A 24,179-nucleotide genomic window follows, 5' to 3' on the forward strand; every position below is an offset into this window, starting at 1 on the left:
TAACCTTCTGCTTGCACTTCTTAGGGGATTCCTAGGAGTTTTCTTGGGCTTTCCTTGCCTAGAAGGTGTTTTTCTCGAAGAAAGGTGCAAGAAACCCTCAAGCAATCCCCTAGCAAATCAGTACAAAACTATCTGTGGTGGATCAATACATGCTGAATTGAAATAGATTTTGTACTTGCTTTTTATTTTTTCTAAAGAATATTAATGGGGTGTGATTCATTTACATAAAAATATTTTGATTTACTTCTGGCGTGATTGTAAAAACTAATTATTAATCGCACTTAGGTTTGTATTCAGTGTAAAGTATAACAGATAGTTAGAAGAATGTAGTGAGGTAAAAAGACTATTGATAGTCAATGTTTTGAAATCGTTAAGGAGATGTTTTTACTGTTTTAGAGAAAAGTGGTTTCAATTTTTTTCGTTATATTTGTACTTATTCATTTAGAAACTACATAAATAATACGCGTAATATGTCAAAAGGATTCTATCAAGTTCCAACTGCGTTCAATGAGCCAGTTAAGTCTTATGCACCAGGAACAAAAGAAAGAGAATTGACTTTGAACTCGTTCAAAGAGCAATACAACACAACAGTTGATATTCCATTATACATTGGTGGAGAAGAAATCAGAACAGGAAATACAAAAGATTTGTTCCCTCCATTTGATCACAAACATAAATTAGGTGTTTACCACGAAGCTGATAAAGCGTTAGTAGAGAAAGCTATTGCTACTGCTTTAGAAGCTAGAAAAAAATGGGCTGCAATGCCATGGGAACACAGAGCATCTATCTTCTTAAAAGCTGCTGAATTATTAGCTGGTCCTTACCGTGCTAAGATCAATGCTGCTACGATGATCGCTCAAGCAAAAACATTACACCAAGCTGAGATTGACTCTGCATGTGAGTTTATTGACTTCTTACGTTTCAACGTAGAGTATATGACTCAGATCTATTCTGAACAACCAGCTTCTGTAGATGGAGTATGGAACAGATTAGAGCACCGTCCATTAGAAGGATTTATCTATGCGATCACTCCTTTTAACTTTACAGCTATCTCTGGTAACTTACCTTCTGCTCCTGCTATGATGGGGAATGTAGTGGTATGGAAACCAGCTGCAACTCAAATCTACTCTGCTAGAGTAATCGTAGAGGTGTTTAAAGCTGCAGGTTTACCTGATGGTGTTATCAACGTAGTATATGGTAACTCTGGAATGATCACTGATACGTTATTAGCAAGTCCTGACTTCGCTGGTATCCACTTCACAGGATCTACAGGAGTATTTAACAGTATGTGGGCTCAAATCGGTCAAAACATCGATAAATACAAAACTTACCCACGTATCGTAGGAGAGACAGGTGGTAAAGACTTCGTTGTAGCTCATCCATCAGCTTGTCCTAAAGAGGTAGCAGTAGCTCTTACAAGAGGTGCTTTTGAATACCAAGGACAAAAATGTTCTGCAGCATCTAGAGCTTATGTTCCAGCTTCATTATGGAATCAAGTGAAAGAATATATGACTGCTGATTTAGCTACTATTAAAATGGGTTCTCCAGAAGATCCAAGTAACTATGTTTCGTCTGTGATTACAGAAGCTTCATTTGACAAATTAGCGAAAGCTATCGATCAAGCAAAAGCTGATGCTGACGCAGAAGTTATCTTAGGAGGTAAATATGATAAATCTATTGGTTACTTTATCGAACCAACAGTTATCTTAACTACTAATCCTAAGTATGCAACGATGGAAACAGAACTATTCGGTCCTGTATTAACTATCTATGTATACGAAGATGCTAAATGGTCTGAAACATTAAAATTAGTGGATGAGACTTCTATCTATGCATTAACAGGAGCTATCTTCTCTGGATGTCGTTATGCTATCGTAGAGGCTACAGAAGCATTAGTAAACTGTGCTGGTAACTTCTATATCAATGATAAACCAACAGGTGCTGTAGTAGGACAACAACCATTCGGTGGGGCTAGAGCTTCTGGTACTAATGATAAAGCGGGTTCTATCCTTAACCTACTTCGTTGGGTATCACCAAGAACGATTAAAGAAACTTTCGTTCCTGCAACTGATTATAAATATCCTTTCTTAGGATAATCAAATTATAATAAAAAGGCGGTTGCAAAAGAGTTGACCGCCTTTTTTAATTTACACTAGAATACAATTCAGTGCTTTTTATTGGGAATGTATAACCGATGAAGAATGACATGATAAGAGTCATTCAGGATATACTACTAAGTAAGAATACACTATCTATTTTGCTTTTATCTTTTTTCGAATACAGAAAAAAGTCCCTTTTTATTAGGATCGTTTTTAAGAGAACACTATTTACCAATAACACTTATAAAACGACTGAGTAAAAACTATTATCTTTTTGCTTTTATTATTTTTCGATTACTGAAAAATGATCCTTTTTTATCTTTAAAGTACTGGGTTATAATTATTAATTTAAATAGTATAACTCATGTTTAAAAAATTACTTGATAACAAAAACTTGGTGATTAATCCACCTGTTTTTATCACTTCAATATTATTAATAGTAGCTTTAATCTTAACCTGTGTCCTTTTTCCTGAAAAGGTAGGGGTTTGGTTTCCTGCTGCCCAATTAGCGGTAACTTCTAACTTTGGTTGGTTCTTTGTCGTGACAGTGAATGTTATTTTAATATTTGCTATCTACCTTGCTTTTAGTAAGTTCGGTAAGATACGGTTAGGAGGGGATGATGCAGAACCAGAGTTTACTAAGGCATCTTGGTTTGCCATGCTGTTTAGTACAGGTATGGGGATCGGTATTATGTTCTTTAGTATTGCTGAGCCTGTATCTCATTTCTTTAATACGCCTAGACCAGTAGATACAGACATAGAAGCTGCTGTACAAGCTATGCAATTTACGAGTTTGCACTGGGGATTACACGCTTGGGGTATTTATGCGATGGTTGGATTAGCTTTAGCCTTTTTTGGATTTAATAGAAAGTTACCTATGACCTTTAGATCTCTTTTTTACCCATTCTGGGGAGAGAAAATACATGGCTGGTGGGGACACATAATCGATATATTATCGGCTTTAGCTACAGTGTTTGGATTATCTACATCTTTAGGATTAGGGGTAATACAGATTACAGCTGGTTTAGAGTATTTATATGGTTGGGAGATAAGTCCTATGATGCAAGCAGGGATTATTCTGTTTGTGATTGGTATCGCTACTATTTCTGTTTTTTCAGGATTAGATAAAGGAGTTAAGATACTTAGTAATGCCAATATGTATATCGCAGCCAGTTTTATGTTGCTAATCTTTATTCTTGGGCCGACTCTATTTATCATGAAAGGGTATGTTGAGAATACAGGAGCGTACTTAGCTAATTTTATTGATATAAGTACATGGAATGATACTTACTTAGGTTCTGGCTGGCAGAATGTCTGGACTATATTCTATTGGGCTTGGTGGATTGCATGGTCTCCTTTTGTAGGAAGTTTTATTGCTCGTATCTCTAAAGGACGTACCGTGAAAGAGTTTGTATTAGGGGTATTGATTGTACCAGGGTTGATTACCTTATTATGGATGAATGTCTTCGGAGGTAGTGCATTGCACACTATTTTATCAGGTGATGTGACGATGATAGCAGCAGTTAAAGCTGATGTGTCTACAGCATTATTTGTCTTCTTAGAGAACTTCCCTTTTACTAAGTTCCTTTCTATTGTGGCGATTATTCTGATTTTCTCTTTCTTTATTACCTCTTCTGATTCAGGTTCATTAGTTGTAGATAATATTACCTCAGGTAGTAATGGAGAGTCTCCTGTGTGGCAGAGAGTCTTTTGGTCTTTTGCACAAGGGATTATTGCTATCGTATTATTATGGGGAGGAGGACTGGATGCGCTACAGACTGCGGTTATTATTACAGGACTGCCTTTTGCAGTGATATTACTGGTGATGTGTTATAGTTTACAAAAAGGGTTAAAAGAAGAGTTAGCTAAATCGTCTAAGAAGGCTAAGTCAAAAGAAGAAAAGAGCTATAAAGAGATTATAGCAGAACTATTAGATGAACCACAAAGCAAATAAGGATGGATAAAAATAAAAAATTAGATATAATAGTTGGTTTAGACTTGTCTACAATGGATCAATATCTGTTGCAATATATGCAAGTGCTAGACCAGATTTTAGATATAAATAAGGTAACGTATGTGCACAACCTTAAAGTAGGTGAGTTACCTAAGGAATTACTTAAACCAGAGAGCATTGTTGTTATTAAGGAGAAGATAAAGAATAAGCTTACTCAGTATTTCACAGAAGCAGGAGTGAGTTATGATTTCGAAATCTTGGTATCGGTAGAGAGTTATACAGAGATTGCTTTTATGAATATAGCTAAGAAATCTTCGTATGACCTGATGGTATTAGGTAATAAACAGGAACTAGAGGGTACTGGTGCGCTGGCTGATAAGCTGGTACGTATATTCCCTTCAGCATTATTATTAGTACCAGATACGTTTAAAGTACCAATCACAACAGTAATTGATGCGATAGACTTCTCTCGATATACGAGTGATATTATGATGTGGGCAGATCGTTTTAAGAATAATTCGAAGGGGCAAAAGATAGAGCATTCTGCAGTACATATCTCTAAGTCTTATATGGGGTTCTATCCTACGATGACGAATAGAGAATTAGAGAAAGTAACGAAGGATGATATCAAAGAAAAACAAGAGAAATGGAATAAGAAGTACGCTACTTATTCTGATATTGATATAGTGCCTGCTGGAGAGCGCAATATATCAGCATCCTTGATCGCTTATGCGCGCAGTAAAAAGGCGGATATGCTGATACTGGGAGTGAAGGGTACTACAGGATTTAAAGAGATATTCTTAGGTAGTGTGGCGAATCATTTACTACACAGAAATACGAATACTTGCTTATTATTCGTTAAGCACAGTAAATAAAAGAAGAAGGGCCGTCTATAAGACAGCCCTTTCTTTTTATCCTTTATATTTTAAGGGTAAGTACACCACTTTTTTCGTTTCAAAGAATTCATCTGAGAAGATATTAGTCAGGTCAAACTGAACAGCTTTAGGGAAGTCCTTAAGCTCTTCTGTTAAGTCACCTCCTTTTAGGTATAATATACCATTGTCAAACTCATGCTTGTTTTCTTTCTTCGTTTTGTGTCTAATCCACTCTACGAAGTCAGGCATATTCGTAACAGCTCTACTTACGATGAAGTCAAACTTCTCGTCTATAGTTTCGGCACGTTTTTGTTCTGCTTTAACGTTCTTTAAGTCTAACGCTTTTACTACTTCATTAACTACGCGTATCTTCTTCGCGATAATGTCGATTAGGTAAAAGTTAGTTTCTGGATATAATATAGCTAAAGGAATACCAGGGAAACCTCCACCAGTACCTACATCTAGTATATTAGCTCCAGGAAGGAACTCCATAACCTTAGCGATACCTAATGAATGTAATACATGCTTCGTATATAGCTCATGTATATCCTTACGTGAAATAACGTTAATTTTAGCATTCCAATCCGTATATACTTCTTCCAATTTCTCAAATTGAGCAATCTGTTCAGGAGTTAAATTAGGGAAATATTTTAAGATTTCTTCCATGTCGTAAATTTTGACAAAAGTAGGCTTTTTATCGTGAATAAATAAAAGATAACACAGATTAATAGAGATATAATAATTACCTTTGGGATTAAGTTTCATTAAAATCACAACAAGATGAGCAACCAACTTCTATCTAATAGAATAAACAATTTGACTACTTCACAGACCTTAGCAATGGCTGCGAAAGCAAGAGAGTTAAAAGAACAAGGCGTAGACGTAATTAGTTTGAGTCTAGGTGAGCCAGATTTTAATGCTCCTGAGTTTATCAAAGAAGCTGCTATTCAGGCTGTAAAAGATAACTATAGTAAGTATCCACCTGTAGAAGGATATAAAGAACTAAGAGAGGCAATAAGCAATAAGTTTAAGAGAGATAATAATTTAAATTATTCACCGAGTCAGATCGTTGTATCTACTGGTGCTAAACAATCATTATACAATGTAGCTCATGTCATGATCAACCCTGGTGATGAGGTAGTAATTCCTGCTCCATACTGGGTGAGTTATGCTGAGATCGTGAAGATGGCTGAGGGTACTCCTGTAGAAGTGCCTACTAGTATAGAGAGTGATTTTAAAATTACTCCTGAGCAATTAGAGGCCGCTATCACTCCTAAGACGAAGATGATATGGTTCTGCTCACCATGTAATCCTAGTGGTTCTGTATATAGCAAAGAGGAATTCGAAGCTATAGCTAAAGTATTAGAGAAATATCCAAATATCTTTATCCTATCAGATGAGATATATGAGCATATCAATTTTACAAGTAATTACTGCAGTATCGGAACTATTGGTAATTTAATTGACCGTACAATTACTGTAAATGGTATTGCTAAGGCATTTGCGATGACAGGATATCGTATCGGATATATTGGTGCTCCTGAGTTTATTGCTAAGGCATGTACTAAGATGCAAGGACAAGTAACGTCTGGTGCTAATAGTATTGCACAGCGTGCTACTATTACTGCTGTAGAGGCTGATCCTAGTGTATTAAAAGATATGGTTGCGGCATTTAAGAATAGAAGAGATCTAGTAGTAGGGTTATTAAAAGAGATTCCTGGAGTTAAGATTAATGTACCTGAAGGAGCATTCTATGTATTCCCAGACATATCTTCTTTCTTTGGAAAGACACTTCAAGGTGTAAAGATTAATAATGCGGATGATCTATCTATGTATCTGTTAGAGAAAGCACACGTAGCTACTGTAACAGGAGTGGCATTCGGGAATCCTGATTGTATACGTATGTCGTATGCGACTAGTGAAGATCAGTTGATCGAAGCATTCAAAAGAATTAAAGAAGCATTAGCGTAAGTTATAATAGTTAAAAAAAGCCTTAGAAATAAGGCTTTTTTTAGTTATCATGAGCATTATTTCTTATTTTTATACTTTATAAAAGTTCATTATCGTGGATATATTATTACAGAGTTTTGCTAAACATGTTTCTCTGACTAAAGAGGAACAACAGATTATATTAGAGTCATTTACTGTAACTCGTTACCCTGCTAAAACAAAGCTGTTAAGTGCAGGAGAAGTATGTATTAATTCTACTTTTGTCGTTTCGGGTATCGTACGAAACTATTGTCTAGATGATCAAGCAGTAGAACATACTGTTAGCTTTGCAGCATCAGGATGGTGGATAGCTGATATGTATAGTTATTTATCTCAAAAACCTGGTAACTCTTATTTAGAAGTAGTAGAAGATGCGATAGTAATGACTTTGAGTAGAGATCATCAGTTAGCTTTGTTTGATAGAGTACCTAAGATAGAACGTTATTTCAGAGTTCTTATAGAGAGATCACTAGTGGCTACACAACAACGACTGATGGACAACTTATCACTACCTGCAGAAGAGCGTTATACGCGCTTTTTAGAGCGTTTCCCTGAGATTAAGTATTGTCTACCACAGAAGCAGATAGCTTCTTATTTAGGGGTTACTCCTGAGTTTTTTAGTAAAATGAAGAAAAAGATGCTTACAGGAAAGTAAATGTCTATGATATAAAATAGAAAAGCCACTCATCGAGTGGCTTTTTTTGTATATTATACTAGAGAGTGTCTAGTCATTTCTTCTGGTTGAGGTATGCCTATTAGTTTAAGAATAGTAGGAGCTAAGTCTCCCAGTACTCCATCCTTTACCTCTTTGATATCATTGTCTACGATAATGATCGGTACAGGATTAGTAGTATGTGCTGTGTTGGGAGTACCATCAGGGTTAATCATTACCTCACAGTTACCATGATCTGCTAACACTATCGTAGTGTATCCATTATCAAGAGCAGTTGTGATTACTTCTTTTACACATTGGTCTACTGCTTCGCATGCTTTGATTGCTGCTTCCATTACACCTGTGTGTCCTACCATATCTCCGTTAGCAAAGTTTAGACATACGAAGTCAGCTTCTCCTTTTTTCAATTCAGGAATAAGTGCGTCTTTAAGGTCATAAGCACTCATCTCAGGCTTAAGGTCATAAGTAGCTACTTTGGGAGAAGGACATAAGATACGCTGTTCTCCATCGAATGGAAGTTCTCTACCTCCAGAGAAGAAGAAAGTCACGTGTGGATATTTTTCTGTCTCTGCAATACGTATTTGTTTCTTGCCATGTTTTTCTAGTACTTCACCCAATGTGTTGTGTAAGTTCTCTTTGTCATAGACAACATGTACATTCTTATAAGTATCATCGTAGTTCGTAAGCGTTACAAAGTACAAGTCAAGTTTCTTCATGTCATGATCTGAATGATCTTCTTGAGATAATACACGTGTTAGTTCTCTTCCTCTATCCGTTCTAAAGTTAAAGAAGATCACTACATCGTCATTTTCAATCTTTCCTACAGGCTGATTGTTTTCATCAACCATTACAATAGGCTCAATAAACTCGTCAGTCACATTATTTAAATAACTTGCTTCAATGCTTTTTACTGCATCAGTAGAGTGAATACCTGTACCGTTTACTAACAGATGGTAAGCCTTTGCTACTCTTTCCCAACGCTGGTCTCTATCCATTGCATAGTATCTTCCGATTACAGAAGCTAGTTTAGCAGTAGATAAGCTCAGTCTGTCTTGTAGTTGTTGTACGTGATTTGCACCCGATTTAGGATCTACATCTCGTCCATCTGTAAAAGCGTGAATACAGATATCTGATACTCCTGCAGCTGATGCTGCATCTACTAGACCATATAAATGTTGCTCATGAGAGTGTACTCCACCATCAGATAGCAGTCCTAAGAAGTGTACTTTTTTATTGTTTGTCTTTGCGTATTCGAATGCTGCTTGTAATGCAGGCTCTTTAGCAATAGTGTTATCTTCTACTGCCATATTTATTTTTACAAGGTCTTGATAGACGATTCTACCTGCCCCAAGATTCATGTGTCCTACTTCAGAGTTACCCATTTGCCCTTTTGGAAGACCTACATTTAGTCCATCAGTAAGTACAAATGTATTAGGATATTTAGTATATAGACTGTCTATAAATGGCGTATTTGCGTGCTCGATAGCTGATACTTTAGGATCTTGAGTCTGTCCCCAGCCATCTAGAATCATTAATATTACTTTCTTATTCATAATAGTGAAACTTTAAATATTATTAGTTGTGTTATACAAATTTACGCATACTTATTCAAAAAAGGCAATGTTTGATTCTTGAAATAATGGCATTAAATACTTTTATTATTAAAAATTCCTTTGGTCGTATAATATTTTTTTTAAATTTACGTTTCTAAAATTAGAATTAAAGACTATAAATGAGAAGGTTATATGAAACAAAAGAATTTTTATTGGTTATTTGCCTCAATGGCATTTTTTGGGAATGTAGTAGGAAGTAATACTTTACCAACGTCGAATGAATATACAAATGTGATTGAAAAAACTGTAGATAACACAGTGGATTCTGAAGAATATAGTTTTGAAAGTACGGCTAAGAGTTTGTATTCTAGTTTAGAATTAAATCATTATAATGCTCCTGCTAGAGCAGTATATACTGCTGCACTGAAAGGGTATTATAAAATGCTAGAAACAGGTAAGATTAAGAATGAGAAGTTGACTATCGTTGACTTTAGTTTATCGTCAGCTAAGCCTCGTCTATGGGTGATAGATATGAAAGAGAATGCTGTTCTGTTACAATCACTTGTAGCACATGGCAAGAAGACAGGAGAAGAATACGCAACTACGTTTTCTAATCGTGTGAACTCACATATGAGTAGCTTAGGATTTTATACTACAGGAGAGACGTATAACGGAAGAAATGGATTCTCTCTTAGATTAGATGGATTGGAAGCAGGGATTAATGATAAAGCTAGAGAAAGAGCGATTGTAATCCATGGAGCGGATTATGCTTCACCTGATTTAGTACGCGCTCAAGGGAAGTTGGGACGTAGTTATGGTTGCCCAGCTGTGCCTGTAGAAGTAAATGATGATTTAATAGAAATGATTAAAGACAAATCTCTATTGTTTATTTATTATCCAAGTAATCAGTATGAGTTAAAGTCAAAATTTGTTTAGTAAGACCTTTTATATAAAGAAAAACACCCATTAAGATTTTATTCTTAATGGGTGTTTTTTTATTATTGTAGCTTAGTATATAAGTCATTGTCGAATTTATAGACATCTCTAAACTGAGTTATCTTACCATCGTTAGCTACTTGGATAGTCCAGTATAATTGATGGATGTGTACAGCTTCTTTACTAGTTGTGATATTTTTAGTGTTTTGAGAATCAAGAATCTTTTTTATCTCTTCTTGAGTAATCTCGTTCTGTTGAATATCAAATACAAACTGTGCTAAGTCAAAAGGATCTTCTACACGTATACATCCAGAACTTAAACTTCTCTGAGCTCTATTAAAGTTAGCTTTATTAGGAGTGTCATGTAAGTACACTGCGTGATTGTTATCAAACATAAATTTAATACGACCTAATGTGTTACCTACACCGGCTTTCTGTACATATCTATAAGAAGAAGCTTTGCTAGAATCCCAGTTTTCTGGAGCTACTACTTTGCCTGTGCTCTTATCGTAGATTGTAAATCTAGCATTAGAGAAGTAACTTAAGTTAGCACTAGCTTTAGGTGTTAAGTCATTCTTTAGAATGGTAGGAGGAACTGTCCATGTTGGATTGATCACAATTGTCTTTAGAACTGAGCTCAGTATAGGCGTTTTACGACCTGTCGTACCTACGATTACCTTGTGTTGTTTTACAGTATCACCAGACTTCACCGCAACTAAACTATAATCAGCTATATTGATTAAGATATAGTTATCACCTAAATCTCTTGGGAACCATCTCCAACGTTCTAGATTGACTACTAGCTTTTCTTTTACAGTAGCTTCTTCTTTTAGGATGGCCTCTATTGTTTTCTTATCAGCAACACCGTTCTCGACTAGTTTACTATTTTTTTGAACTTGTTTTAAAGCAGTTACGACTCCTTCGTTATTGATAAAGTCCTTTGATAGGCTATCAGGGTAATAACTCAAGAAGTTTAAATGTTTTTTAATATTCACTAGCTCAGGTACTGTATCATTTAACTTATACTTAGCTGTCACAGCTTTGATTGTATCTTGATTCAGTTGATATAGGTTTGATAGTTTATTTTTTAGATTGACATATATTTTATGAGGTGATCTTAAACTATCAAAGGTCGTCTGTATTGTTCCTCTACTTAAAGCGAGTTGCATTGTAGCAGCTGTATTTAGTTCTTTTGGAAACATATCCCAGTCATTGTATAATCTTCTAGGATTTTGTACACCATTATACAAGTCTTTACTCGCATTAAAAAATGCTTTAGTGAACAGAAAATCTGCTTGTATTTTATCTAGGTTTGATAGCCTTTGATAATCTTTGTGAAATTGATGAACTTTTTCAGTATTGTACTTTGAGTTATTGATTCCATCTAAATATGCTTCGTCAAGTACTTTTAGAAGTTGTTCTCGGTTACTTGTTCTTCCCCAACCGATTTGGTATAGGTTCTCTACATAGAACTTTTGGATATCCTTTGGAAGACTAACTATAGATGCACTATCTACGTGTACCTTTATTTGATCCTCCATAGGGTCTACCTTGATGGTATCATTGAGAATCAAAGTTTCTGCCATAGTATTTGCCTTTTTACAAGAAGTAAGGACAAGTATACTCAAAAAACTGAAGATTAAATGTTTCATGTTTTTATATATTATACTGCGAATTTAATATAATATAGTGAATAATTTATTGTTTATTCTTAAAATGTTCTATAAACCTCGTTTTGGAGTACTGTAGGCCGGACTAGTTGTTATTTTAAAAGTGGACTAGTATAGAAGAGAGGAATAAGAATAGTTTTGCACAAATAAACTACCTGAAATGAAGAATAATTATGTCATTTTAGCCTTGTTAAGTACTCTTTTTACAGTGCAATCACAAGGACAAACTAAGACAGAAAATACCCTTGAAGATAAAATAGAAGAAATAGTAATCTATAATCAACGATTACAATTGCCAAGTTCGTTGAAGAATAGAAATATTACATTTATTAATCAAGAACAGATAAAACAATTACCTGTGTCGTCTATTAATGAGTTGTTGACTTATGCTACTGGTGTTGATATTCGTCAGAGAGGGCCATTTGGAACTCAATCAGACTTTAGTATTGACGGAGGTAGCTTTGAGCAGAATGTATTGTTATTAAACGGACAGAAGATTTCGGATCCACAGACAGGCCATAATAGCCTTAATGTACCAATTCCTTTAGAAGCGATTGAACGTATAGAAATAGTACGCGGACCTTCTGCTCGTCTATATGGTGTGAACAGCCTGACAGGAGTAGTGAATATCGTAACGAAGAACCCTAAAAAAGATGGTCTTTTTGCTAATACGTATATCGGAAGTAGCTTAAAGAAAGATAAAGAAGGCGATCATGGAGAGTTATTTAATAACCGAGGTATTCAATTAGGAGGTACACTTGTACGCAAAAAAGATAATCATATGTTATTCGGTAGCCATGACTCAGGTAATGGTACTCGTTATAACACTGCTTTTAATAACAATAAAATCTTCTATCAAGGGAACTATACCCCTAATGAGAATAATGCTATTATGGTACTTGCAGGTCATGCTAGAAGTTCTTTTGGAGCAAATGGATTCTACGCAGCTCCTGGAGATAAAGAGTCAAAAGAAGTAGTATCTACATCAATGCTAAATCTGAGTTCACGTCATTATTTAACTGACCGTTTTACATTAATGCCCAGTGTAGCTTACAGATATAACTTTGATGATTATCGTTACTTCAGACATGAGTTAAGTAAGGCACGTAGCCGTCATTACTCACATGCGATTACTAGTAATATTAGAGGAGAGTACTTAGCAGATTTTGGTAAGATATCTTTTGGAGGAGAGATGAGGTATGAAGAGATTAACTCAACTAATATTGGGGATCACAGTAAGAGTAACTACGGATTGTACGCTGAGATACAGCGTGAGTTCTTTGATCGATTAGATGTAAATCTAGGGGCTTATGTTAATTATAATACGAAGTATGGATGGGAAGTTTTCCCAGGGATAGACGCTAGTTATACCTTTAATGAACATTGGAAAGCGATGTTTAATGCTGGTACAGCAAGTAGAATACCTTCTTTTACAGATTTGTATTTAGATCAACGACCAGGTAATATAGGTAATCCATATTTATTACCTGAGAAAGCGTATCAGATAGAATTAGGAGGGAAGTATGTCAATAAAGGATTTAGAGCAGAGGCTTTTGCTTTTTACAGAGATATTGATGACTTTATTGATTGGATAAGAGTAGATACGACAGTGCCATATCAGCCATATAATGCTTCTAAGAATAAGACTAAAGGATTTAATACAGCTTTAAAGTATAAACTAGGATCAGAAAAGTCTTATTGGGACTTAGGATTATCATATACTTATTTATCTCCAAAAGTGGAGAATAAAGGAGAAGATAAGATCTCTAAGTATGCGATAGAGAGTTTAAGACATCAGTTAGTAGGAACTATTAATTATACTTATAATAAGCTTAGTGCTACACTAGCTAATCGTTTTAACGAGCGTATTAGTTATAAGAATTACTGGATTACAGATATAAGAATCAACTATAATCTAAAGAAATATAGTATCTATCTAGATGCTCAGAATATATTTGATACTACTTATATAGAGGCAGGTGCAGTACCTATGCCTGGTAGATGGTTTATGTTAGGAGTGAAGTTTAATGGACTTTAATATATAAATTGGTTAGTTGGAGTTTTCAGATGACTAAGTACTGTTTTGATTATCGTGGGGGGTAGTTTCAATAGTATGAATCAATTATTACAAATACTTAGAATACGCTTTTTTGCTATGAAATTCTAGTATACAGAAACGGTAAGCCTTGTACAGCTTACCGTTTTTTATTTTAATAAGATACCTTAGTTCCTTTTTTATCAATCGTAAATGATTCAAACTTTAGTTCTACTTGTGCTTGTCCATCTTCGAAGTTACTAGCGTAGTCATATTGAAAAGGGATGACTACTCTTCCTTTGTGATCGATATAACCAAACAATTGATCTTTAGAAGCTAATGCTAATCCATCAGAGTAGCTTCCTACATAATCATATTGAGCAGAGATAATCTTTTTACCTTCTGTGTTGAAGAATCCCCACTTGCCACCTTCTAAGAAGGCTATTTTGTACTCACTACTCGTCTGTAGTTCTTCATAAGCAAAAGGAATAATCACTTCTCCTTTATCATTTATTGCGCCTTGGAAGTTGTCCATAGACACAATAGATATTCCTTCTATAAAAGATTCTATCTGATAGAAAAGAGGCTCAATGAAGATTTCATTCTTATTGGTTTTGATTCCAAACAACTCTAACTTCTTATCTTGATACCATCTTAAGTTGTTTTGAAACTTAAAGTCTGGGTCATTTTTTAAGTCGAGATAGACGGTGTCTAGTTTTACACTTTCCTCTAACTGTACATTGATGTGTGAGTAGGTACTTTTATAAGCCCAACTAGATGTGCAACTCAGTCCTAATAAGAGACTTATTGCTAAGATTTGTTTCATTCTAATAGAAGATTAACGTACTGTAATTCCTCTGCAAATGTATTAGTTTTGGGATGATTAATAGGTTAATTTTTACAATTTTTTATGAATGGTTGTTGCACCAGCTTGAGCCTTCGGAAATACTGTAATATCAGCTATTTGCACATGTTCAGGTTGGTTGACGATATAAGCTATAGCATTCGCTATATCTTCTGCTACTAATGGAGTATACCCTTCATATACCTTTGCTGCTCTATCGCTATCTCCTTTAAATCGGATTAGTGAGAAGTCTGTTTCTACTGCCCCAGGAGCTACATTAGTTACCTTAATTCCATCAGATAATAAATCATATCTCAGTCCTTTAGAGAATGCCTCTACAGCAGCCTTAGAAGCGCAGTAGATTGTACCGTTTTGGTATGACTCTTTCCCTGCGATAGAAGATAGATTGACGATATGTCCATATTGTCTTTTGATCATAAGAGGAACAATAGCTTTGGTCACATAGATTATTCCCTTTACATTGATATCTATCATAGCTTCTAAGTCCTCTAGAGAAGCTTCTTGGAAAGTAGCTAATCCATGAGCATTCCCAGCGTTATTGATTAGCACATCTATATCTTGCCATGCAGTCGGAAGAGAGGCTATTGCCTTAAAGGTAGCTTCTTTATCACTTACATCGAAGGTTAGTGTTAGCACTTCTGTCTGCTCTGCTAATTCACGCTCTATGGCCGCTAAGTTCTCTTTATTTCTCCCACACAAGATTAGTCTGTGATTAGTAGCTAATGCTTGCGCTGTTGCTTTTCCTATACCTGATGTTGCTCCTGTAATGAATGCTGTTTTCATATCTTTTTGTTTTGTGGTGTTGTACTATAAGACGGTTTGTTTTAAACCTTGCATTATGCATAACCAAAGATAATTGAAAAAAGACTTCTCTTGGACTCTATCTACTTTTTTAATATTAACTGTTTTGACTTCATCCTTAGTGTTCTTTCGGATAAACATATTCCCCACAGCAGATAAGAACTTTTTCTTTTGTTGCCCATCTTTCTTATAGATAGTTACCTTTAGATCCTCATATTGCATACCATAGGTTCCTGTAGCAGAAGTATTATTACCAGAGAAGTTAAAAGTGACTAGACTGATACTACCTTCTGTATTAGCCTTGACATACGGCTGTAAGAACGGGCGCATAGAATTAGCTGGGAAGTTCGTAATCTTACCTTGTATATTGAAGTTATCTCTTCTGTTAAGTACATTGAAAGACCAGTCTACACGTAGTGGAGCTGCATTCATAAACCTCGCATTGACAGCTATCGTAGTAGTAGGTACTTTAGTCACACCATATCCACTATATATATTCTTAATAGTCGCATTGAAGTTGTGGAACATAATCTTACCAGGAGCTACTGCTTTAGGGTCAGTCTCTTCATAGACTAGTTTAGAGTTGCGTATTGCTACATTATTTACTTCTAGTCCGAATTTTAGATCTCTTAGCTTTTTACTAAACATGGGTTTGATACTCATATTGAATGTAGGAGCCTTATCTCTAAAGATATTAGCATCAAGTTGATTGATGTTAATCTGTTCTGTTTTAAACAGTAGAGTTCCCTTGGCATCGAAGTCGTAGTTATAATTTTTTAAAGCTATCTCTTTTGCTTGTAATGTGAAGATATCATCTGCATATCTAAACATGCTTACAGTCTTCTTTCTAGAGTACTTTGGCTTCATATTGAAGTTAGCCAGTTTTAGCTCTTTATTATCGATAGATAGAGAGTCTACACTTATATCATAATATTTCTTCGTATCGTATGTAATCGCTCCAGAGGATAGCGTAGTCTTGCCATAAGTAAAAGGAATCTTATTTCCACCAGTGTTTTTATCAATGCGTATATCTGCTATCACAGCATTGATATTATTCACCTTTAAGCTGTTGCTATTTGTCTTTCTATCGTGTATTTGGAAAGCCGCCTTGCGCAGCACTAATGAATCTAATGTGATATAATCCGACAATAACTTAGCAGTAGTCTTAGGTTTACTCTTTACATCATTAGGAGTATAGGTGATAACAGGAGAGTCTATCGCTATTTTAGCTACTTTTAGTTGTTCTCCTACCTTATTGTTGATATCCGTTAAGACTATATTAGTCTTAGACGTATTCCAAGTGTCTAATGCATCTAATGATAATTTGTTAATCTTAATGTCGCCTATCTTCAAAGCAAATGGGACTAGTGCAGGCAATGTATCATATACCACTGCCACCTCTTGCTTTTTCTGCTTTTTAGTTTTTTTAGCAGGTTGTTTTTCTGCTACTTTGATATCTTGTTTGAGTTTGTTGTTTTTGATAGTGATCGCTGTAGAGTCCGTCTCTATAGAAGCAATGTCAAGGTAGAAGTCTTGCTCATTTTTATACCCCCAGTCTGTCCCAGTCAGCTTTAGCTGTGGGATATCTACAGACAATAAGTTCTTAGTTAATTCTTTTGACTCGACAGTCTCTGAGAAGGGCTTTACAGATAGCTGGTGCATCTCTAGCGCTGTTGGTTCTATGATAATCTTACCGATGGTGAACTTATGCCACTCATTCAACTTACTATAGATAGAGTCTGTAGTCATCACATAAGAGTCATAACTAAAAGGTATTGCCTTCTCTACGACTTCTTCACCGAAATGTACTCCTCTGATTGTTGCATTGAAGTTATAGACCTCATTTAGTCTTGTATTACTCTTTCTGTCTTTTATTAAGACATGAGCATGCTCTACGATAATAGATTCTATATCTATATCATTTTTTACGTTTATTTTAGCTTGCTTCTTTACGACACTATCTCCTTTAATCATCACTATACTAGGATGACTTAGTTTGATTTTGTTTGCACGTAGATTCTTGTTTTGTAGTAATTCTTTGATAGCTACCCCTTGAATCACTATTTTATCTAGTCTTGCACTGATATAAGTAAGACTAGGGTGAGTAGTAGTATCTTTAGGAGTGACTGTGATTCCAGAGACAGTTAGTCTTCTTAATGCAGGATAATAGCTGATGTCCTCATACGCTAGATCATAAGGAGTATCATTCTTCTCTGCGATGATCTCTGGTAAGTGCTTATATATAAAACGATTTAATGCATACCTTCCTATCTGATATAGCCCTAGTAGACTGACACCAACTATTAAAAGGATTTTGACACGTTTTGATAATTTCATTTTTTAATAAAGATAAATTAATACTTAAAAGTACTAATTTATCTTTATGTTTTTGTAATTATTATGAATTACTTTAAGACTAATTGATGCTTTGTTAGTAAACCAGCTAATCCATCCATAGAGAATATCGCTTTTTTAATCTTAGTGAACTGTGGGTCGATATCATAGTTATAACTCGTATAGAAGTCCGCTTTCTCTGCATTGGCCTTGTGAAATACTGCACGGTGTAAGTTACAGTTGTCAAATAGTGCCATACTCAGATCTGTATCAGAGAAATCAGCACTGATTAGACTACAGTTAGAAAACAGTTGCTTTTTAAGCTTTAATCCATAGAACTGAGTTAATTCTAAATTGCAGTCTGTAAAGGTAAATTCGAATATAGTCTGGTCTATCATGGCGAAGTTTACACGCGTAAAGTTACAAGCTGTAAAGTTGACATTGCGCAGTCCTACATAGTTCACCTCTGCATCTTTAAAATTGCAGTTGATAAAATCACAGTCTATAAAAAGAGTAGCTAAGAATGAACAAGCGCTCAGATCACAGTTTTCAAACTTACAATTCTCAAATTCTTTAAATGAGATATCGTTATAGTTAAATACAGTGTTACTGTATTGTTTGTCGTATATAAATTCAGGAGTCATCTGTCTGGTGTTAAAAGTTAGCTACCGTATATAGAACTTATCCATATACGGTAGCAAGATATAATATTATAAAGATTTATCCTTATGGTTCTTCTATGATATGAGGTATAAATCTGCTTTTGTCTGTTGTGATTCGATTATTACTTTCTCGGAATGTAATCCCACATGATTCTTGACCTATGATCCAGCTTCCGATAATAGAATATCCTGTTGACTCTTGGTGTAAGTGAGCTAACTCTTGACAGATATAGCCTTCTTCTCCATAATCTCCAGGAGTAGCTTCTACGATAGCTCCATGCTGGTATAGCGTTACATTAGCGCCTTCTCTTGAGAGTAAAGGTTTCTTTACATAGTCACGCATCCCATTAGGTGTATCGAAGTAGGTCTCTAGTAGTAGTGGATGGTTAGGATACAGCTTCCACAGTACAGCCATGATAGCCTTATTAGATAAGATCATCTTCCATGACGGTTCTATCCAGTTCGCTTGTGCTTCGTCATTCGGTATATGTAGCGCAAATGGCTCATATACCAACCATTCCCACGGATATAGCTTAAATATATCAGTTATCGTCTCTTCTTCTAGGTCTGTAAAGTTAACCCCATTCCATCCGATATCATCTATGAAGATTAGCTTTGTGTTGATACCAGCTTGTATAGCAGTGTCTCTTAGGTATTCTATATTCGTTAGATCCTCTAAGGTCTCACGCATACAACTGAAGTGTAGTGTGTCCCCTTTAAGATAAGGCTTTAGATCACGCCATGAAGCGATTAATTGATCGTGTACAGAGTTAAACTGGTCTTTGCGTTCACCGAAGTAATGTTGCATCCATTGCCACTGTGTCACTCCTGTTTCATACAGAGAAGTAGGAGTATCTGCATTAAACTCTAATACTTTCAGTTGTTGTTTTTTCTCATCGAAGACAAAGTCAAAACGACCATAGATACTTGGAGCATCGCTCTCCCATGACTGCTTTATATGATCGTGAAAGAAGATCGGAATCTGAAATTGATCAAATAGATTATGCGTGATCACGTGATCTACTGCCTCTAAGCACATCTGCCATAGCTCAGTAGTGGCATTGTATATCTCATCAGCGAATGCTGGCTCTATACTGTAATAGTAGTGCTCTATCCAATAAGGGACATTATTCTCATCCGTGTGAAATCCAAAACCGTTGTCTTCTAATCTTTTTTGCCAATTTGCATCAGCTGTTAGGTATTTTATTCTCATAGATTATGAACTAACAGTAGATGATTTAGAAGTATTACCAAAACCTCCTCTAGCAGACTTATGTGTCTTTACAGCATTAGATTTAGATGTATTCGTACCTACATTAGCTTGGTGAGAGAGTCCATTACTAGCATATCCCATACCTCCACCCATTAGTGGTCTGAAGGCCATGTACCATAGTAGCGCACTCCCCATACCACCTCCACTGTGATGGCGTTGTTGGTTATATTGTTGAGTCACATCTGTATACGGTGCAGAGCTATCTGCTCTCATATATACTTTCTGTGCTTGTTCTTGTTCTTCTTGTTTATCAGGAGTCTTAGAGCATGAAGCTAATGCTGCTGTGATAAGTACTAGACTCACTGCTTTACTACTTTTTCTATTCATGATATTATTATTCTACAGTTACATAAATCGGCACTTTTACTAGAGAAGTAGGTTTAGTATCTCCCCATGCGCTTACTTCTTTTGCTGTTTTGATTGTGTCCGTTTTTTGTGTTACTAGTTGACTATTCGCCCATATTTTTTGACTTGTGATATGTAGGATACTATCTCCTGCTACTACAGACTTGATCGTTACTTCTCTTGCAGATTGTTTATCGATAGTCTCAAGATCTGTTTTTTTAGTTTCGCCACCTCCACATGAGGCTAGCCCTAATACCATAAGAATAGGTAGAATATATTTCATAACAATTATTTATTTTAACGAGTGCTAAAGATAGTAAAGTTTACTCAAAACTTTGTTTGTTGTACAGTAGACTTTTTGGATAATATTCACGCTTAGTTCTTGATCAAGTGTGTACTAGCGTATTATAGAGACTATTTGTCTTTTAAATAGATAGTGTAGAACAGTAGCTAGGACATAAGCCATTAGCATAAGAATTATTTAGTGTAAACTAAAAATACTATTTTTGTTTGACCATATATTAGATTGATGAAAGATATTACTATTTTACAAATGCGAGATTTGACTGAGGAGGTTAAAGGAGCTGATTTTTATGCCAATACGATACCACAACACCTTATCACAAATCACGATCATGTGGAAAAACCACATCGACATGATTTCTATGTTTGTATGATTTTTACCAAGGGGAGTGGTACCCACGAGATAGACTTTCAGAGCTATGAGATACAGCCTGGTATGGTATTCATGCTAGCACCTGGGCAGACGCATAGTTGGATCTTATCAGAGGATATAGATGGTTATATCTTTTTTCACACTCAAGAGTATTTTGATTTATTCTTTGTCCGAGAGACGATACGCGAGTATCCTGTATTTAGATCAGCGTATTACCCGAACGGTTTTTTACTAAATGAAGAGAGTAGCGTATTAGTGGAGAATCTAATGAAGAGAATGACGGATGAGGTAAGCCAGCCCAACTGGAAGAAGAACTTCTCTCTCGTGAATCTAGCTTCACTCTTCTATATAGAATGCAATAGACAGCTACTAGAAGGGAACTCCTTTAGTGCTGTACCAAACTTGCAGTATAATCAACATCTACATCACTTCGAGAACCTATTAGAAAAGAACTTTCGCACGGAGAAGTCGGCTGCGGTATATGCAGAATGGATGAATATGACACAAAAGCATTTAAATCGCGTGTGCAAGACGTTATTAGATAAGACTACTACCGATATCATTATAGACAGAATCGTCTTAGAGGCTAAGCGTATGCTTATCTATACAGGCAAAAGCTTTAGTGAGATCGCTATGATGCTAGGATACGATGATTATTCTTACTTCTCTAAGGTGTTTAAAAAGAGAACTGGTATCTCTCCGAAAGAGTTCCTTAAAAAGTATGTGTAAAATAAGAGAATGATATAAAAATAAAAAGCTCCTTAATGTAAATATTAAGGAGCTTTTTTTACGCTGCACGGGTGGAGGGATTCGAACCCCCATCAACGGTTTTGGAGACCGCTATTCTACCCTTGAACTACACCCGTTTCTCTGTTAGGTGGCGCAAATATAATAACTTTTATTTTAATAAACCTAGACTATTGCTCATCTTTTTTATAAAATAAATTTAACCACATGATTCGAGATAAGCGATAGTTAAATGTCCACAGAATAAAGATTACAAAGACAATTGCAATAAAGGCGTGTAACATCGTGATATTCAAATCAAATAAGTGATTGATGATAAGACGAAGCACCATCACCGTTACCATTTCAGCAACTGTAAGTGCATAACTCATATACATAGCCCCAAAATAAAATCCTGTTTCTCTATGGAAGTTATATCCACAAGATCCACACTCTTTCGTCATTTTCGGCATCTTAAATGTAATCGGATTTCCTTTGTCATGGAATATGTGCTCTTTACCACAGTTAGGGCATTTTCCACTAATAACTTTGCTGATATAAGACATAATTTATTTTTTATGCAAAGTAACTTAAAAAAACTGAAAGCTTTGCGCTTAATATACTTGTATTTTGGTAGTATTCGGACATTTTGGCTGTTAAAGTACTTTAATGTATTTAAATAATACAAAAAAAAGAAGGAGATTAATACTCTCCTTCTTCTTCTGATGTTATTTCTTCTGTCTCATTAGAATATTCTTCTTTTACATCTAAGTATTCTAATGGATTCGCTTGTGTCGGTTCATTGTAGTAATCGTCGTATTCTTTATATAAGTTCGCGATTTCTTCTAATGTTAATACTTTATCTCCCTCTTCACCTTCTTCTTCTACAGCTTGGTTGTATTTTTTGTAGATACGAAGTTTATCTGCATCGTATTGTTTTCTCACTACATTTCTACTCGCGTAGTACAGTTTACGATCTTTGCTGTACTTTCTGTATACTTCTTTTAGTTCTGCTTTATAAGCTGAGTCTAGTGCAGCCATCTCCGTTTTTAGATCCGTGCTCTCTTCTTCACTAGCAGCTATTTCTTTTTTAATTACATTCCAACTTTCTAATTGGTCTTCATTCAGTGTTCTATTTACGAAGTTGTCATAACCAGCGAATAATTGACGTTGGTGCATGTTCTTTTCTACCTCCTGCATCTTTGTTTTAGAATTCAGATTCTGTAAGTCACGCTTAATGTATTCATTTTTGATTGTCAAGGCTCCTACCTGTTTTTGAGTTAATTTAAGCTCATCTTTATTTGATAGAATTTGAACAATGTCTAGGTACTCAATCTTCTTCACAGGTTCTTCCTGTTTTTTAGATTTTCGTTGACCATAAGAAGTACTAATTGACATTAGTATTACAAACAAGAGTAATATCTTTTTCATTCCAATTTATTTTTGATTCAATAACAATTTGTTTTTCACTCTGCAAATTTAAGATAAATATTAATATTTTATTTCAAAAAATTATTGCAGACTAACAAACATACTTTAAAAAATAGACATAATAGAGTTAATCCATTTTTTCTGCATTCTATTAGCTGATTATATAACGTTTTGGATTATTTGATATTGTATAGAAAACTTATTTTTTTACTTTTTTCAAATTATGTTCACTTTTGTTTAGAAGTTATTGATTGTTATTTCTATATTTGATTATTATAATTATTTTAAATTAACATATTTGGTAATTTAATTTTATTAAAAATATTAAAATGAGAATGAGAGGAGAGTGCTATAGCTTGGCATTTCGGGTTTTGCATTGGAGTATAGCATTCGTGATGCTAGGTATGCTTATCACTATACTGCTGCGTTATACTTGGCTGAATAAAGAAGGCATGAGTGAGATCATTATGGAGTACAGCACTTCTCAGGAGGTTAATATGACTAAAGAGAAAGCCATCGTACTCGCTAAGCGGTTACGTGCTCCTATGTGGGAGTGGCATGTCTACTTGGGTTATACCTTGATGGGATTAGTATTCGTGAGAATCATACTAGGGATGATGGGTAGAGTACCGTTCTTAGATCCGTTTAAGAGAGGAATTACACTTAATACACGTATTAGAGCAGTTATATACTTAGTGTTCTATGTCTGTGTGGTTATCTCTGTAGTATCTGGAGTCGTCTTAGCATTAGATATCGAGACAGCTTATAATAATGAAATAAAGAGTATTCATTTTGGCTCTATATATTACTTCGTGACATATTTAGTTATCCATTTTATCGGAGTACTATTCGCTGAGCTGAGTTCAGAGAACGGAATAGTCTCTCGTATGATCAATGGAAAGAGTAAGTATGACCTGTAGATATAGGGTTGTCTAATGATATATTAGGTTAGTGTAAATGTGTTTTGTTGAAGAGCATCTGTAGTCTTACAGATGCTTTTTTTATAATTCTAAATCATTGGTTTGTTTTGATTTTGTTCGGGAAAGCACCCCTTTTACCGAAGGATTACCGAACATGACCCGAACCATCCCCGAACAAAACTTAAATAGAAAATAAGTTTTCTAGTGTAGATAAGGGATGCCGTATTTAAAAAGAATCATGTAGTAACTTTATTTCTTATCCATATTTATGGATGTATTAAAAATAGTTTTGTTCAGACTTGCTAGGGGATTGCTTGAGGGTTTCTTGCACCTTTCTTCGACAAAAACGCCTTTTGGGCAAG

Annotated in this window: 21 protein-coding genes and 1 tRNA gene; 9 read left to right on the top strand and 13 right to left on the bottom strand. The window is 35.2% G+C overall.

All coding sequences use genetic code 11. The features are described from left to right. The first annotated feature begins 470 nt into the window (after window positions 1-470). The 3 genes from pruA (at window position 471) to BK054_RS07480 (ending at window position 4,928) form a co-directional block, all read left to right on the top strand. Complete coding sequence (pruA, locus tag BK054_RS07470; protein ID WP_006257480.1) at window positions 471-2,096, top strand: L-glutamate gamma-semialdehyde dehydrogenase; 1,626 nt, start codon at window positions 471-473, stop codon at window positions 2,094-2,096. A 367-nt stretch (window positions 2,097-2,463) separates the two neighbouring features. Further along, window positions 2,464-4,053 carry a BCCT family transporter gene (locus BK054_RS07475; protein WP_006262729.1) on the top strand — a complete coding sequence of 530 codons (1,590 nt, stop codon included), beginning with the start codon at window positions 2,464-2,466 and terminating at the stop codon, window positions 4,051-4,053. 2 nt (window positions 4,054-4,055) lie between these two features. Beyond that, the gene (locus tag BK054_RS07480) at window positions 4,056-4,928 is read left to right on the top strand and encodes a universal stress protein (protein ID WP_006257477.1); all 873 of its coding nucleotides are present in this window, start codon (window positions 4,056-4,058) and stop codon (window positions 4,926-4,928) included. Window positions 4,929-4,964: 36 nt separating this feature from the next. Here the strand turns inward: BK054_RS07480 and rsmG are convergent, their stop codons facing one another. Then, on the bottom strand, window positions 4,965-5,594 hold the full coding sequence (rsmG, locus tag BK054_RS07485) for a 16S rRNA (guanine(527)-N(7))-methyltransferase RsmG (RefSeq protein ID WP_006257476.1): 630 nt from the start codon (window positions 5,592-5,594) through the stop codon (window positions 4,965-4,967). A gap of 114 nt (window positions 5,595-5,708) precedes the next feature. On the opposite strand from rsmG, the gene BK054_RS07490 reads away from it, so the two are divergent. Together BK054_RS07490 and BK054_RS07495 are read left to right on the top strand one after the other, a co-directional pair. Further along, window positions 5,709-6,899 carry a pyridoxal phosphate-dependent aminotransferase gene (locus BK054_RS07490; protein ID WP_071307196.1) on the top strand — a complete coding sequence of 397 codons (1,191 nt, stop codon included), beginning with the start codon at window positions 5,709-5,711 and terminating at the stop codon, window positions 6,897-6,899. A gap of 94 nt (window positions 6,900-6,993) precedes the next feature. Beyond that, entirely contained in the window at window positions 6,994-7,572 is a 579-nt protein-coding gene (locus BK054_RS07495; RefSeq protein WP_006257474.1) for a Crp/Fnr family transcriptional regulator, read from the top strand. Window positions 7,573-7,625: 53 nt separating this feature from the next. Here BK054_RS07495 and gpmI read toward each other — a convergent pair whose 3' ends face one another. Further along, entirely contained in the window at window positions 7,626-9,143 is a 1,518-nt protein-coding gene (gene gpmI, locus BK054_RS07500) for a 2,3-bisphosphoglycerate-independent phosphoglycerate mutase (protein ID WP_016650120.1), read from the bottom strand. A 192-nt stretch (window positions 9,144-9,335) separates the two neighbouring features. Here gpmI and BK054_RS07505 point away from each other — a divergent pair, with 192 nt between their 5' ends. Then, window positions 9,336-10,079, top strand: a complete 744-nt coding sequence (locus BK054_RS07505) for a murein L,D-transpeptidase catalytic domain family protein (RefSeq protein WP_006257472.1) — start codon at window positions 9,336-9,338, stop codon at window positions 10,077-10,079. Between the two features lie 62 nt (window positions 10,080-10,141). On the opposite strand, the gene BK054_RS07510 is transcribed toward BK054_RS07505, so the two are convergent. Then, complete coding sequence (locus BK054_RS07510; protein WP_071307197.1) at window positions 10,142-11,665, bottom strand: murein L,D-transpeptidase; 1,524 nt, start codon at window positions 11,663-11,665, stop codon at window positions 10,142-10,144. 244 nt (window positions 11,666-11,909) lie between these two features. Between BK054_RS07510 and BK054_RS07515 the strand changes: the two genes are divergently transcribed. Further along, a complete protein-coding gene (locus BK054_RS07515; protein WP_058699232.1) occupies window positions 11,910-13,787 on the top strand; it encodes a TonB-dependent receptor plug domain-containing protein in 1,878 nt (625 codons plus the stop codon). A gap of 172 nt (window positions 13,788-13,959) precedes the next feature. Here the strand turns inward: BK054_RS07515 and BK054_RS07520 are convergent, their stop codons facing one another. The 7 genes from BK054_RS07520 to BK054_RS07550 form a co-directional block, all read right to left on the bottom strand. Further along, window positions 13,960-14,610 carry a WG repeat-containing protein gene (locus BK054_RS07520; RefSeq protein WP_006257467.1) on the bottom strand — a complete coding sequence of 217 codons (651 nt, stop codon included), beginning with the start codon at window positions 14,608-14,610 and terminating at the stop codon, window positions 13,960-13,962. A 72-nt stretch (window positions 14,611-14,682) separates the two neighbouring features. Further along, the gene (locus BK054_RS07525; protein ID WP_058699233.1) at window positions 14,683-15,432 is read right to left on the bottom strand and encodes an SDR family NAD(P)-dependent oxidoreductase; all 750 of its coding nucleotides are present in this window, start codon (window positions 15,430-15,432) and stop codon (window positions 14,683-14,685) included. A 24-nt stretch (window positions 15,433-15,456) separates the two neighbouring features. Further along, entirely contained in the window at window positions 15,457-17,787 is a 2,331-nt protein-coding gene (locus BK054_RS07530; protein ID WP_058699234.1) for a hypothetical protein, read from the bottom strand. A gap of 68 nt (window positions 17,788-17,855) precedes the next feature. Then, entirely contained in the window at window positions 17,856-18,428 is a 573-nt protein-coding gene (locus BK054_RS07535; RefSeq protein WP_006262737.1) for a pentapeptide repeat-containing protein, read from the bottom strand. Between the two features lie 82 nt (window positions 18,429-18,510). Continuing rightward, complete coding sequence (locus BK054_RS07540) at window positions 18,511-19,659, bottom strand: glutathionylspermidine synthase family protein (RefSeq protein WP_058699235.1); 1,149 nt, start codon at window positions 19,657-19,659, stop codon at window positions 18,511-18,513. Window positions 19,660-19,662: 3 nt separating this feature from the next. Further along, on the bottom strand, window positions 19,663-20,046 hold the full coding sequence (locus BK054_RS07545; RefSeq protein WP_006257462.1) for a hypothetical protein: 384 nt from the start codon (window positions 20,044-20,046) through the stop codon (window positions 19,663-19,665). Window positions 20,047-20,053: 7 nt separating this feature from the next. Continuing rightward, a complete protein-coding gene (locus BK054_RS07550; RefSeq protein ID WP_071307198.1) occupies window positions 20,054-20,347 on the bottom strand; it encodes a hypothetical protein in 294 nt (97 codons plus the stop codon). 246 nt (window positions 20,348-20,593) lie between these two features. On the opposite strand from BK054_RS07550, the gene BK054_RS07555 reads away from it, so the two are divergent. Beyond that, entirely contained in the window at window positions 20,594-21,469 is an 876-nt protein-coding gene (locus BK054_RS07555; RefSeq protein WP_006262739.1) for an AraC family transcriptional regulator, read from the top strand. Window positions 21,470-21,535: 66 nt separating this feature from the next. On the opposite strand, the gene BK054_RS07560 is transcribed toward BK054_RS07555, so the two are convergent. The 3 genes from BK054_RS07560 to BK054_RS07570 form a co-directional block, all read right to left on the bottom strand. Beyond that, window positions 21,536-21,606, bottom strand: a tRNA-Trp gene (locus BK054_RS07560). 51 nt (window positions 21,607-21,657) lie between these two features. Next, a complete protein-coding gene (locus BK054_RS07565) occupies window positions 21,658-22,032 on the bottom strand; it encodes a DUF983 domain-containing protein (RefSeq protein ID WP_006257459.1) in 375 nt (124 codons plus the stop codon). A 136-nt stretch (window positions 22,033-22,168) separates the two neighbouring features. Then, entirely contained in the window at window positions 22,169-22,897 is a 729-nt protein-coding gene (locus BK054_RS07570) for a hypothetical protein (protein ID WP_006257458.1), read from the bottom strand. 329 nt (window positions 22,898-23,226) lie between these two features. Between BK054_RS07570 and BK054_RS07575 the strand changes: the two genes are divergently transcribed. Beyond that, window positions 23,227-23,817 carry a cytochrome b/b6 domain-containing protein gene (locus BK054_RS07575; RefSeq protein ID WP_016650126.1) on the top strand — a complete coding sequence of 197 codons (591 nt, stop codon included), beginning with the start codon at window positions 23,227-23,229 and terminating at the stop codon, window positions 23,815-23,817. Window positions 23,818-24,179: the final 362 nt, after the last annotated feature.

It is taken from the genome of Myroides sp. ZB35 (assembly GCF_001865835.1).
Lineage (GTDB): Bacteria > Bacteroidota > Bacteroidia > Flavobacteriales > Flavobacteriaceae > Flavobacterium > Flavobacterium odoratimimum.